Source organism: Nocardiopsis halotolerans DSM 44410, from assembly GCF_000341065.1.
In the GTDB taxonomy this organism is placed as follows: Bacteria; Actinomycetota; Actinomycetes; order Streptosporangiales; family Streptosporangiaceae; genus Nocardiopsis; species Nocardiopsis halotolerans.
In genome coordinates, this window is the sequence record NZ_ANAX01000146.1 from 1 (window position 1) to 13,341 (window position 13,341).

The following is a 13,341-nucleotide window of genomic DNA, read 5'->3' on the forward strand; positions in this document are numbered from 1 at the left end:
CCGCAAGGCGGTGCTCGCCGCGAAGGAGGGCCGGGCCGAGTGACCCCGGCCGGGCCCGCGAGGGCGCCCCCTGCTACCAGCTGGTGGGAACCGGACGCCCCTCGTTGTACCCGGCGGCGCTCTGCACGCCCACCACGGCGCGCTCGTGGAACTCCGCCAGCGAGGAGGCGCCCGCGTAGGTCATCGAGCTGCGCACACCGGCCACGATCTGGTCGATCAGGTCCTCCACACCGGGCCGCTCGGGGTCCAGGTACATGCGCCCCGTCGAGATGCCCTCCTCGAACAGGGCCTTGCGGGCCCGGTCGAACGGGGAGTCCTCGGCGGTGCGCAGACGGACCGCGCGGGCCGAAGCCATGCCGAAACTCTCCTTGTACTGCCTGCCCTCGGCGTCGCGCACGACGTCCCCCGGTGACTCGTAGGTGCCCGCGAACCACGAGCCCACCATCACGTTGGACGCGCCCGCCGCCAGGGCGAGGGCCACGTCGCGCGGGTGGCGCACGCCGCCGTCCGCCCACACGTGCCTGCCCAGCTCGCGCGCGGCCTCGGCACACTCCAGCACGGCGGAGAACTGGGGGCGGCCGACGGCGGTCATCATGCGGGTCGTGCACATCGCACCCGGACCCACACCGACCTTGACGATGTCGGCGCCCGCGTCGATCAGGTCGCGGGTGCCCTCCGCGGTGACGATGTTGCCCGCCACGATCGGCACCTTCGGCGCCAGCGCGCGCACCTTGGCGATCGCGGTCAGCATCTTCTCCTGGTGGCCGTGCGCGGTGTCGATCACCAGCGTGTCCGCCCCGGCGGCCAGCAGCTCGGAGGCCTTGCCCACCACGTCGCCGTTGATGCCGACGGCGGCGGCCACGCGCAGGCGGTTCCCGGCGTCCACGGCGGGCGTGTACAGGGTGGAGCGCAGCGCGCCCGTGCGGGTCAGCACACCCACCAGGGCGCCGTCCCCGTCCACCACCGGGGCCAGGCGGTGCCGGAAGTCGTGCAGCTTCCCGAAGGCCTCACGCGGTTCGGTGCCCGCAGGGATGGTCAGCAGCTCGGTGGACATCACGTCGCGCAGCTGTGCGAAGCGGTCGGTCCCGGCGCAGTCGGCGTCGGTGACCACGCCGACGGGACGGTGGGCCTCGTCGACCACGATCACGGCGTTGTGCGCGCGCTTGGGCAGCAGGTTGAGCGCCTCACCGACGGTGCTGGTCGGGTTGAGCGTGATGGCGGTGTCGTACACCAGGTGCCGCCGCTTGGTCCAGGAGACGACGTCGGAGACCACCTCGATGGGGATGTCCTGCGGGATGACCGCGAGGCCACCGCGTCTGGCGACGGTCTCGGCCATCCGTCGCCCGGCGACCGCCGTCATGTTCGCCACCACCAGCGGGATGGTGGTGCCGGTGCCGTCCGGGGACGACAGGTCCACGCTGAGCCGGGAGCCCACGGCGCTGCGGCCCGGAACCATGAACACGTCGCTGTAGGTCAGGTCCTGCTGGGGTGCCTGGTCGTTCAGAAAGCGCAATGCCTCATACCTTGGTCGAGACCGAAGGGGGTGGACCATCCGCCGCATGCCGCGCGCGACCGCCTGTTGATCCCCCTCTTACCTGTCAAGTATGCCGTCACTGATTAGGTCGGACGACCCCCGATCTGGCATGATGACTCGGATCCCAGCCGACACAGCCCTTCCCAGCCCCTGTTCGCGTGTCGCCGCATGCCGGGGCCGACGGGAGGGCCTTCCTGGAGAGCCCGCATGCCGCGTTTCACTTTCGCGCAAGTCAAGGAAGAGACCTACAAGGCGAAGGACGCCTGGTGGACGGTCTTCCTGGTGGACCCCCTGGCCGGACGCCTGGTCGTGTGGACCGCGAACCGCACCAACATCACGCCCAACCAGCTGACGCTGGGTGCCGGGGTCCTCGGCCTGCTCTCCGTGCTGTGCTTCGCCGCGCCGGCCCTGGCGCCGGGCGGCCCCTCCGAGGTCGCCAACTTCCTCTGGCTGCTGGGGGGCGCCCTGCTGTTCCACCTCAGCTTCGTGCTGGACTGCATGGACGGCAAGATCGCCCGCCTCAAGGGCACCGGCTCGACCTTCGGCACCTGGGTGGACTTCGTCTTCGACCGCATCCGCTTCTTCGGCTGTGTGATGGCGCTGCTGATCGGCCAGTGGGCGGTCACCGGCCACGTGGCCTACCTGATCGTGGCGCCGGTGGTGGTCTTCTTCGATCTGCTGCGCTACCTCAACGGCTCCCAGGTCGCCAAGACCCGCAGATCCATGCACCTCTCCCTCGCCGAGCTGACCGGTGACGTCGACACGCTGTCGCACCAGGGTGGCGCCGACCCCGAGGACGACGAGGAGGCCGACGAGCCCGCCCGTCCGAACGCCCCCGCCCCGACCGGCCTCTACCCGCGCGTGCGCGACTGGCTCCTGCGCCGCCGCGTGCGCCCGCACCTGTTCAGCGGCATCGAGTTCGAGATGTTCCTGTGCGTGGTGGCGCCGATGACCGCTCTGTTCGCCCTCTTCACCCCGCTCAACGGCCTGATCATCCCGGTAGCGGTGTTCTCCGTCCTCGCACTGTCCTTCTTCGAGGTGGCCCTGGTGCTGCGGCTGTGGAAGGAGACGCGCAGGTTCGAGGTGCGCCGCCGTGACCTGCTGGCCTCGGGGGCCGTGCCCGGCACCGTCTCCGGTGCGGTGGTGTCCAACGGGAGCTGACCCCGTCCGAACACGGGGCGAGGGGGCGGTGCGCGTCGGCGCACCGCCCCCTCGCCGTCGCGTGGGTCAGACCCCGGCCTTCTCCTTGGCCCGGGGGTCGGCGCGCTCCCCGTCGGAGGTCCTCCTCTCGCCGCGCAGCGCGGAGTCCTCGCTCAGGACCCAGGTCAGCTGCGGCTCCACGGCCCACCGCATGCACGCGCGCACCCAGGGCGTGCACAGCAGCACGGTCACGAGCAGGGCCAGGAGGACGATGACGGCCATCTCCGTGGGACCGGCCATGCCGTACCAGGGCGTCGCCTGGAAGAGGAGGATGAGCACCGAGTGGCCCAGGTACACGTACAGGGTGTAGGCGCCCAGGGGCGTGAACCACGTGCGCCGCTTCGGGGTCAGCGCGAGCACGGCGAAGGACATCACCAGCGCGAGGGCCATGAAGCCCATCCGGAGGCCCAGGCTGGGCAGGATCGGGTCGATGTCCCGGTCGGTGAGGCTGGTCGTCCAGAAGAGCCAGGAACGGCTCATGTGCTCGGAGATGGGCACGGCGAGTACCGCCGTCGTTCCCAGCACCAGGACGGACGCGATCCGCACCCACAGCCTGTCCAGGTAGGCGAAGTGCTCACGCCTCAGGCAGAGGCCGAGGACGAAGAACGGCAGGAAGCTCACGACGCGGCCCAGGGAGAGCGTCTCACCGAGGCTGGCCGTGGCGCCGAACACCGAGATGCCCACGGCGATGAGCACGGGCCAGCGCAGGCGCTTCCAGACCGGCACGCTCAGGCGCCACAGGAACAGCGCCACCAGGAACCACAGGGCGTAGGTCGGCTGGAGGATCGACAGGGTTTCGGGCGGTCCGCCCCGCCCGACGAAGTAGATGCCCTGGTGGATCGTCCAGAAGATCAGGTAGGGCACCAGCAGGGACAGGACCAGCTTCTCCACGCGCTTCGACGAGGCGTCGAAGGAGCGTGACAGGTACCCGCTGATCATGATGAACGCGGGCATGTGGAAGAAATAGATCCAGTAGTACAGCGTGCTGGCCGGACCGTAGTCGCGTAGCGAACCGAGCGCGTGGCCGACGACGACCAACGCGATCAGGATGAACTTGGCATTGTCCAGGCGGGCGTCACGGCCGGGGGCCGGCGCCGCTTTGGTGTTCGTGTCGTCCGAGGCCGGGAGGGTCGCGCCTTGCCCCGGTTCCGGGCTGGTCATGGATGAGGCCACGAGTGGACTCCGAGATCACTCTGATACTGGAACGTGTGTGCTCTTTCCGGGCGGCGGAACAGCCGCGGAACCGGAACACCGACGGTGCCGCATGGCGCGCGGGGGAGGCACCGTTAGGTCGGATGAATGAACATGTGCTGCGTTACCTTACTGTGATGTAGCAAAGTATGCCAGCCGTTCTCCGGACATCGGTGGAAACTTCCTCGTCCGAGGCGGAGGTGGCTCGTGACGTGAGCGGCTCGACAGGGGGTAGCTTTCCGTGTGCAGACACTAACCCATGGGCGATACCGCAGTGTACAGAGGGTGAGTGCGCGGGGTCCGTGGCGTGTGGAGCCCGAGGAGCTGCCTGTGAGACCGGGGCAAACACGCCGATAGGCTGTGCCCGCTGGGCAGTTCCTACCCAGTCGAGATACGGAAGAAGGCGGTGGAAGCCGTGCCGCACGCGGTGGACCCCAACCGTGCCGCCCAGCACGGAAACGTGGTCATGCGACTCCTCGACGAGCTCTTCCCGCTCGTGGAGGGGTTCTACGTCGATCTGCACAAGAACCCCGAGCTCTCCCACACCGAGCACCGCACCGCGAGCAGTGTCGCCGAGTGGCTCGCCCGGTCCGGCTACGAGGTCCACAAGGGCATCGGTGGAACCGGGGTGGTCGGCATCCTGCGCAACGGTCCGGGCCCCACGGTGATGCTGCGCGCCGACATGGACGCGCTCCCCCTGGAGGAGAGGACCGGGCTGCCCTACGCCAGCACCGCCCGCGCCGTCAACGACGAGGGCGCCGAGGTCCCCGTCATGCACGCCTGCGGGCACGACGCCCACACCGCCTGCCTGGTGGGAGCGGCCGATCTGCTCTCGGAGAGCCGCGGCGAGTGGACCGGGACCGTGATGGTCGTCGCCCAGCCGGGCGAGGAGACCCTCGACGGGGCCCAGACCATGCTGGAGGACGGGCTGTTCGACCGGTTCGGCCGTCCCGACGTCATCCTCGGCCAGCACCTGGGACCCCAGCCCGCCGGGCTGATCGCCCACCGCGCCGGGGTCATCCTGGGCGCCTCCAGCTCCTACCGCGTGCGCGTCCACGGGGAGGGCGGCCACGCCTCCCAGCCGAACACGACCGTGGACCCGGTGCTCATCGCCGCGAACATCGTCACCCGCCTCCAGGGCGTGGTCTCCCGCGAGGTCAGCCCGAGCGAGATGGCGGTGCTCACCGTCGGCAGGATCCAGGCCGGGACGAAGGCCAACATCATCCCCGACGAGGCGTACCTGGAGATCAACACCCGGGCGCTGAACGACAACGTGTCCGCGCAGCTGGAAGCCGCCATCGAGAGGATCGTGCGCGCCGAGGCCGCCGCCTCCGGGGCCACCCGGGAGCCCGACGTCGAGCGCTTCCAGAGCGCCGGGGTCACCCTCAACGACGCCCAGAGCACGGCCGACGTGGCCGCCGTGCACCACGCCTACTTCGGCGACGACTACGTCATCCACCTGCCCGACCCGTCCCCGGCGACCGAGGACTTCAGCTACTTCGGCCTGCCCGACGACCCGCAGCCCATCCCGTACGTGTTCTGGTTCGTGGGCGCCACCCCGCACGACGTGTGGGAGGCCGCCCCCGGCGACACCCCGTACGAGAAGATGGGCAACGTCCCCAGCAACCACTCGCCGTTCTTCGCGCCCGCCCGCGAACCCACCCTGCGGGCCGGACTCGCCGCGATCACCGTCGCGGCGCTGTCCTACCTGGGTTCCGACGGCCACGTCACCTCCGCCGATCCTGTGAGCGAGGCCTCCGCCGCTCCGGTGGGCGCGGCCTTCCCGGGACCGGCGCCCGAGGAGTCGCCGCTCGACGCGCCGGCTCCGGTGGGGGACCCGTTCCCGGAGCCGCCCGCCGCCCCGATCGGTCCGCCGCCGACCGGAGCCCCGGCCTCCGATGTCCCGGCGTTCGGCCCGCCCGAGCCCAACGACGCCTACGACAGCGCCCACCTCTCCTCCTCCTGGTCCGAGCCCGAGGAGGACCCGGCCAAGTCCACCCACGACGCCGACATGGACGCCGTGATGGAGGCCCAGGACGATGAGCACCGGCAGGAGTGGCGCGACGGGAAGGTCGAGGAGTCCACGCTGTCCGCGGACATGGCCTCGCTGCTGGACGAGGACGACCTGCCGCCCGAGGAGCGCACGCGGCCCGGGCCTCCGCGGCACGGCCCCCCGCAGGGGCCCCCGGCGGGGCCGTCCTACGGTGGTCCGCCGCCGAGCGGCAGCGCCCACCACGCACCGCCTCCGGACGACCAGCCCGACTCCGAGTACCGCCTCTGACGGCGGATGGGGGTCAGGTGGGGTGACCGGCGTCTGCGCACCTCGCTGCGCCATCCCCGGGAGATCCCCCTTCTCCTCCTGTGCGTGGGGGTGTCCCTGCTCGCCGTGGTGGGCGCGGTCAGCCGCGCCTACTCCGGGGATCCCAACGAGCCGCTGCTGCTGCTCAGCATTCCGGCGCTCGTGTACTTCGTGCGCGGCCAGCTGTACGCGCGCCAGCGCGTCAACGGGGTGCGCATCACCGAGAAGCAGTTCCCCGAGGCCTACGGGATGGTGGCCGAGGCCGCCGCGGCGTTTCGCATGCGCAACGTGCCCGAGGCCTACGTCGTGCTGGGCAACGGCGTGATCAACGCCTTCGCCTCGGGGCACGGGTTCCGGCGCTACGTGGCCGTCACCAGCGACCTGTTCGAGGTGGGCGGACGCCTGTCCGACCCCGACACCCTGCGGTTCGTGATCGGCCACGAGGTGGGGCACATCGCCGCGGGCCACACGTCGTTCTGGCGGCAGTTCGGCATCTCGGTGGCGAACGTGATCCCCGGGGTGGGCACGAGCCTGAGCCGCGCGCAGGAGTACACGGCCGACAACCACGCCCACGCGTTCTGCCCCGAGGGAATGTACGGTCTGCGGGTGCTCGCGGCGGGCAAGTACCTCTACCCGTCCGTGGACTTCGACGACATCGCCGCGCGCGCCCACACCGACACGGGGTTCTTCGTGCTGCTGGTCAACCTCCTGTCCAGCCATCCCGTGAACACGTTCCGGTTCGCCGCCCTCGCCGACCGCGGCAGGCCCGGACGCGTCTTCTGACCGTGGACGGCCCCGCGGTCCGGCCTTCCCCGGGGCTGACGCGGTCCGGCGGCGCCCCGACCCCAGGAGGGCGAAAGGGGATCCTCCTGGCCCTCCCGCCCCTCCCGGGCGTTCCTCACCCCCCGCCGTCGAGAGCGGGCAGGCGTGCGGCCACCTGCGGCGGCAGCGGTTCGTGGCGCAGGTAGTCGCGTGTGAACACCCCCGTGCCGTGGGAGACCGACCGCAGCTCCACCGCGTACCGGGTGATCTCCAGCTCCGGTACCTCCGCGTGCACCACCGCGCGGCCGCCGTTCGCCGTCTCGGTCCCCACCACCCGGCCGCGCCGGGCCGACAGGTCGCTCATGACCGCGCCCAGGTAGGCGTCGTCCACCTCCACGGACACCGCGTCCACCGGTTCCAGCATCGCCAGCTTCCCGGACTCGGCCGCGTTCCTGAGCGCCAGGCGACCCGCCTTCTGGAAGGCCATGTCCGAGGAGTCCACCGAGTGCGCCTTGCCGTCGTAGAGCGTCACCCGGATGTCCACCAGCGGGTATCCCGAACCCGAGCCGGACCCCGGGCCCGCAGCCGACCCCGGGCCCGCCCCGACGCCGTCCGCCATCTGGGCCCGCACGCCCTTCTCCACGGACGGGATGAACTGCCGGGGCACCACCCCGCCCACGATCTCGTCCACGAACTCCAGGCCCGCGCCCGACTCCAGGGGCTCCACACGGATCCGGCAGACGCCGAACTCCCCGTGCCCGCCGCTCTGCTTGACGTTGCGGCCCATACCCTGCGCCGGAACCGCGAAGGTCGTCCGCAGCGGCACCCGCACCCCACCGGTCCGCACCCGCACCCCGTAGCGGTGCTCCAGCCGGTCCAACGCGGCGTCCAGGTGCGCCTCGCCCATGCTCCACAGCACCATCTGGTGGGTCTCGGCGTTCACCTCCACCCGCAGCGACGGATCCTCCGCCACCAGCCGCGCCACCGCCTGCGACAACCTGTCCTCGTCTCCGGAGGACTCCGCGGTCACCGCCACCGGCAGCAGCGGCTGCGGGAAGCGCCACGGCGACACGCGCAGCGGCCGGTCCGGGTCGGACAGGGTGTCACCGGTGCGGGCGTCGGGCAGCTTCGCGACCAGGCACAGATCACCGGCGACCACCTGGCCCACCGGCCGGTGCTCGCGGCCCAGCGGTACGGACAGCGAACCGGCGCGCTCGTCGTTGCCGACGCGGTCCAGTTCGCCGGATCCGGTCAGCCCGCACCGCACGCCGTGGCCGTGCAGGTGGACCTGGGTGTCGGGGTGCAGCGTCCCGGAGAACACGCGTACCAGGCTCACGCGTCCCACGTACGGATCGCTGGCCGTGCTGAGGACCTGCGCCACGAGCGGGCCGTCCGGATCGCACGCCAGCCCCGTCACCGGTTTCCCCTCGGGGGTGGCCACCGACGGGAACGGGCGGCGGGTCGGATCCGGGCACGACAGCGGCAGTTCGCGCAGCAGTTCGCGCACGCCCACCCCACTGGCGGTGCTGATCGCCAGGACGGGGTGGAACCCTCCCGCGGCGACGGCCTCCTTCAGATCGGCGATGAGCAGGTCCGGATCGAGTTCGCCGCCCTCCATGTAGCGCTCCATGAGGCCCTCGTCCTCGCTCTCGGTGATGACCTCCTCGACGAGGGTCTCCCGGAGCGGTCCCGCCGTCTCGCGCAGCCAGTCCGGTACCGGACCGGCGGAGGGGGCGGCACCGGAACCGGCCCCGCCCCCCTCGGAGTAGTCGTAGTAGCGCTCGGAGACCAGCCCCCACACGCCGACCACCCGGCGATCGTCCCCGGTGCCCTCCACGGCGGGGACGTAGGCGGGATGGACGCCCGGACCGAACGCCTCCTGGCACTGGGCGACCACCTCGTCGTAGTCCGCGCGCGGGTGGTCGATCCTCGTGACGGCCACCGCGCGGGGCATGCCGACGGCGGCGCACTCCTCCCACAGCACACGGGTGCGGCCGTCCACGCCCTCCAGGGCGGACACGACGAACAGGGCGGCGTCGGCGCCGCGCAGCCCGGCGCGCATCGACCCGATGAAGTCGGCGTACCCGGGTGTGTCCACCAGGTTGACCTTGACGTCGCCGACCATCACCGGGCTGACGGTGAGGTTGACCGACCGTCCCTGGCGGATCTCGACCTCGTCGTGGTCGCTGACGGTCGTGCCCTCCTCCACGCTGCCGGGGCGGCCGATCTCCCCGGACGCGGCGAGCAGCGCCTCGACCAGACTCGTCTTACCGGCGCCGGACGGCCCGACCAGCGCGACGTTGCGGACGTTCTGGGGCCTGTCGGCCCTCGGTACGGCTACGGCTCGATCTACCATCCCTGCTACCCAGCCCTTCGGGGTCCGAGCGGTGGTCACGAGGGCCGGATGCCACCGTCCACCTTGTGACCTGTGACACTCTCTACGGTCACCCCTCGTGGGCCGAACGGCAAGGGGTGGCCAGGGGCCGAAGCGATCGCGGAACGAAATATGGCATGTGCACTATCCAGTGTTTCGGGCCTTTACTATTGCCCCGTGCCATGGTCGGAATCCCTCCCCCAGTTCAGCCTCGTCGGGACGATCCTGACGGTCGTACTGCTCCTCTTCGCGGCGGTCGGCGAACCCCTTCTCGGCAGGAGGGCGTTCACGTGGCTGTCCCGTAGACGCGGCGACGCCCGCGCCCTCCCGCTCCTGCACGCCGTGACCATGGGGATCCACGTGCTGTGGGGCCTCGCGGTCCTCGGGGTGCTGCTGCTCTCCCCCGGCCTCTCCACCGCTGACCTGGGCCTGCGCCCGCCCCACGCCTGGGGCCCGGTCGCGGGCGGCGCCGTCGGCGGTCTGCTGGCCCTCGCGGTGCTCTGGGTCCTGGTCAACGGCCTTCCAGGCGGAAAGCAGGCCCCGGGCGGCCCCTCCTCCGGCGGGCGCCGTGCCCGACGGGCCCCACGCCGCCGCGCACGGCGCGCCGGCGCACCGCTCACCCTCCCCGAACCCGAACGCGACCGTGGCCTGCTCGTACCGCACACCCTCGCCGAGCGGGGCACGGCCGCCGGGGCGGCCGTCACCGGGGGCGTGTTCGGGGAACTGCTCTACCGGGCCCTGTTCATCGTCCTGGTCGCCAGCATGGGGGCGCCGCTGTGGGCCGCCGCCGTGCTGTCCGTGGCCCTCTTCTCCGTCGCGCACCTCTACCAGGGCTGGTGGGGCCTGGTCAGCGCGGGCGCGTCGGGCGCCCTCCTCACCATCCTCTACCTGGGCACCGGCAGCGTCTGGGTGCCGGTCCTCGTCCACGTGGCGCTCAACCTGCGCTCGCTGGCCTTCCCGCCCGCCGACGTCCGCGCGGCCGGGGAGCGGGAGTACCCCGACGCCCGCGGTGACGGGTACGGCGACGGTGACCCGGACGGTGACCAGGGCGCGTACGACGACGGCGCTCCCGCCGGCGGGGAGGTGTCCGTAAGCCACCACATGTACCCGTACGAGTGGATCGACCACCAGGGCAGTGACGGCAACGTCACACCGGGCCCGGGATCCGACCGCCGGGACTGATCGGGCACGATGGTCGGGTGTCCGACGCCACCGACCACCCACTCGAACAGCCCCGTGAGAACCGCTACTGGCTGACCACCTCCGACGGAGTCGGCATCGACGCCGTGCTCCTGCGCGGCTTGGGGGAGCGCACCACCGCCGTGGTCCTCGCCAACGGGTTCACCGGTACCCATCGCAACCCGAACACGCGCGCCGTCGCCGAGACGCTGCTGTCCGTCGGCGACGTGATGACCTTCGACTTCCGCGGCCACCACGGCTCCGGCGGGCTCAGCACCGTCGGTAACGCGGAGATCCACGATCTGGAGGCGGTCGTCGTCCGCCTGAGGGAACTCGGCTACACCTCCGTCTCCGTCGTGGGGTTCTCCATGGGCGCCGCCGTCGCGGTCCGGCACGCCGCCATCTACGGCGGAACGGACGCGGTCGTCTCGGTCAGCGGCCCCAGCCGCTGGTACTACAGGGGAACGCGCGCCATGCGGCTGCTCCACCTGGGTATCGGCCGCAGGATGGGACGCCTGTTCCTGCGCGGCTTCCGCAAGGTCAGGGTCATCGACCGCGAGTGGGACCCCATGCCCGCCGAGCCCCGGGAGGTCGCCGGGGAGATCTCCCCGACACCCCTGCTGGTCGTGCACGGGGACGCCGACGCCTACTTCCCGGTCTCCCACGCCACCGACATCCACGACGCCGCGCGGGAGCCCCGCGACCTGTGGATCATCCCGGGGATGGGGCACGCCGAGCGCGCCGTGACCCCGGAACTGGCCGGACGCATCCGCGACTGGCTGGCCGAGAGGACCGGGTCCGGGGCGGAGTGACGCCCGTCAGGAAACCCGTGCCCTCCCCCAGACCCGGTGGGAGGACTGGTGGGACGTGGTCCACACCATCGACACGTCCCCACATGTCGGTTAGAAAGGACGGATGATCCGATCTCGTTCGTCCGCATCCGAGAGCGGTACACCACCCGTCGGCGATGACCTGCCGGGCCTGCGCGGCCGGGGTTTCGCCCTGCTCATCGCGGCCACGGCGATCGGTCTCTGCGGTTTCGCCGCCGTCCTCCCGCTGGTCCCCCTGTGGGCCACCCGCGGCGGCGCGGGCGAGTTCGGCGCGGGAAGCACCACCGCCGTGTTCATGCTCACCACCGTGCTCACCCAGCTCGCCATGCCCTGGATCCTGGAGAGGGGCGGCTACCGGTGGGCCTTCCCGGTCGGTTCGCTGGTGATGGGTCTGCCCACCCCGCTGTTCGCCCTGACCAGCGACCTCGGCCCGCTGGTGGCCGTCTCGGCGGTGCGCGGCGTCGGCTTCGGCATGGTCAGCGTCGCCGGAACCGTGCTCGCCGCCCGGCTGGTCCCCCACCACCAGGTCGGCAGGGCCACCGGATACTACGGGCTCGCGGTCGGCCTGCCCCAGGTACTCATCCTGCCCGGCGGTGTGGCCCTGGCCCTGAACATCGGCTTCGACACCGCCTTCTGGATCACCGGCCTGTGCTCGGTCCTGGGCGCGGCCCTGGCCGGAGGCATCTGGTACGCCGACGGCGGCCGCAACCGGTCCGCACTGCGAAGCCGTGGCCGGTCCGCGCGTGCCGTCTCCGACGGTCCGTCCGGGGACCGTTCTCCCTCGCCGCTGCTGCCTCTCGTGATGCCGCTGGTGCTCATGCTGCTGACCGCGTCGTCGGCCAGCGCGATCATCACCTTCCTGGCCATCCCCCTGACACAGGCGACGTGGCTGGTGGGCGGTGCCCTGGCCGCCTACGCCCTGGCGGTGGTGGCGGGCCGCTGGACCGCCGGGATGCTGCACGATCGCCACCGGCGTACCCTCCTGCTACTGCCGGGCATGGCCGGCGCGACGGTGGGGATGGCCCTGGTCACCGTCGCGCTGTGGTCGGTGGGGGAGGAAGCCCCGGGAACCGGCACGACGGTGCTGGTGCTCCTGGGCGCGGCCGTGTTCGGCCTCGGCTTCGGCGCCGTTCAGAACGAGACCGTCACCCTCATGCTCAACCGCGCCGGTCCCGCCGGGTACGGCAGGGCCAGCGCGGTGTGGAACATCGGCTACGACGCGGGTGCGGGAGCCGGGGCGATGCTCCTCGGGCTGCTGATCCAGCTGTTGGGGTACGGCCCCGCGTTCGCGGTCACGGCCGTGGCACTGCTGGCGGCCGTCCCGCTGGCCCTGGGCGGACGCGGGTCCCGAGGCCGCCCAGGCTGACGCGGGCTGGCCGGAACCGCTGCCGGTGTGGCCGGAGTGCTCCAACCTCGGATGATCCTGTGCTTGTGGCGAGGCCGGAGCGTCGAGGTTCACCACAGGTACGAGGTCACGGCTCATGAGGGCGGTCCGGTGAGGCCCTCCGGTCACCGCGTGGTGGCGGAGGTGCCTTTCCCGCCTGCGCGAACGCTCACGGTTCTCAAGGGCGCCGGTCCGTGGCTTCGAGGGTCCTCCCCCACGGCGCTCCTCTACGGAGACCGCTCGTCCACGTTGGCGACGAACAGTTCGCGGGCGCGGCGAGCCAGTGCCTCCCGTACCTCGTCCGGTGCCAGGACACGCAACGGAGTGGCCAGGCCGAGCAGGTATCGGGCGAGACCGTCCGCGTCGGGTCCGCCGATGTCGACGACGGTGGCCTCGGAGCCCTCAGGGCGGTGGGTGCCGACCGTCGACGGGATCAGCCGAATCGCCTGCTCCATCGGCAGCGGGAGGCGAACCGTCGCGTGGAGCGGATACACACCACTCGCCAGCGAACCGGAGACGAGCCGTGCCGGGTCGGGCGGGTCCACCAGCTCGACCGCGTGCCCGGTCGGCCGTATCCGCTCGACCCTG

The 13,341-nt window shown here is 71.7% G+C and carries 10 protein-coding genes; 6 read left to right on the top strand and 4 right to left on the bottom strand.

Annotation, left to right across the window (positions count from 1 at the left end; all coding sequences use genetic code 11):
- Nucleotides 1–73 precede the first annotated feature (73 nt).
- Nucleotides 74–1,513 (bottom strand): GuaB1 family IMP dehydrogenase-related protein, encoded by a 1,440-nt coding sequence (locus D455_RS0110635; RefSeq protein ID WP_017570707.1) that lies wholly within the window; start codon nt 1,511–1,513, stop codon nt 74–76.
- Between the two features lie 228 nt (nt 1,514–1,741).
- Between D455_RS0110635 and D455_RS0110640 the strand changes: the two genes are divergently transcribed.
- Nucleotides 1,742–2,695 carry a CDP-alcohol phosphatidyltransferase family protein gene (locus tag D455_RS0110640; protein WP_017570708.1) on the top strand — a complete coding sequence of 318 codons (954 nt, stop codon included), beginning with the start codon at nt 1,742–1,744 and terminating at the stop codon, nt 2,693–2,695.
- A gap of 66 nt (nt 2,696–2,761) precedes the next feature.
- Here the strand turns inward: D455_RS0110640 and D455_RS0110645 are convergent, their stop codons facing one another.
- A complete protein-coding gene (locus D455_RS0110645) occupies nt 2,762–3,895 on the bottom strand; it encodes an acyltransferase family protein (RefSeq protein WP_017570709.1) in 1,134 nt (377 codons plus the stop codon).
- A 436-nt stretch (nt 3,896–4,331) separates the two neighbouring features.
- Between D455_RS0110645 and D455_RS0110650 the strand changes: the two genes are divergently transcribed.
- On the top strand, nt 4,332–6,206 hold the full coding sequence (locus D455_RS0110650; RefSeq protein ID WP_017570710.1) for an amidohydrolase: 1,875 nt from the start codon (nt 4,332–4,334) through the stop codon (nt 6,204–6,206).
- Nucleotides 6,207–6,212: 6 nt separating this feature from the next.
- Nucleotides 6,213–7,007 carry a M48 family metallopeptidase gene (locus D455_RS0110655; RefSeq protein WP_017570711.1) on the top strand — a complete coding sequence of 265 codons (795 nt, stop codon included), beginning with the start codon at nt 6,213–6,215 and terminating at the stop codon, nt 7,005–7,007.
- A gap of 115 nt (nt 7,008–7,122) precedes the next feature.
- Here the strand turns inward: D455_RS0110655 and D455_RS0110660 are convergent, their stop codons facing one another.
- Nucleotides 7,123–9,342 carry an elongation factor G-like protein EF-G2 gene (locus D455_RS0110660; protein ID WP_017570712.1) on the bottom strand — a complete coding sequence of 740 codons (2,220 nt, stop codon included), beginning with the start codon at nt 9,340–9,342 and terminating at the stop codon, nt 7,123–7,125.
- A 195-nt stretch (nt 9,343–9,537) separates the two neighbouring features.
- Here D455_RS0110660 and D455_RS30025 point away from each other — a divergent pair, with 195 nt between their 5' ends.
- From D455_RS30025 to D455_RS0110675, 3 genes are all read left to right on the top strand, one after another.
- Entirely contained in the window at nt 9,538–10,542 is a 1,005-nt protein-coding gene (locus D455_RS30025) for a CPBP family intramembrane glutamic endopeptidase (RefSeq protein WP_017570713.1), read from the top strand.
- Between the two features lie 17 nt (nt 10,543–10,559).
- Nucleotides 10,560–11,351: an alpha/beta hydrolase gene (locus D455_RS0110670; protein ID WP_017570714.1), complete on the top strand. Its 792-nt coding sequence runs from the start codon at nt 10,560–10,562 to the stop codon at nt 11,349–11,351.
- Between the two features lie 103 nt (nt 11,352–11,454).
- The gene (locus tag D455_RS0110675; RefSeq protein ID WP_017570715.1) at nt 11,455–12,735 is read left to right on the top strand and encodes an MFS transporter; all 1,281 of its coding nucleotides are present in this window, start codon (nt 11,455–11,457) and stop codon (nt 12,733–12,735) included.
- A 245-nt stretch (nt 12,736–12,980) separates the two neighbouring features.
- On the opposite strand, the gene D455_RS0110680 is transcribed toward D455_RS0110675, so the two are convergent.
- Nucleotides 12,981–13,341 (bottom strand): WYL domain-containing protein (locus tag D455_RS0110680; RefSeq protein ID WP_017570716.1); only part of this gene is annotated, 361 nt, incomplete at its 5' end.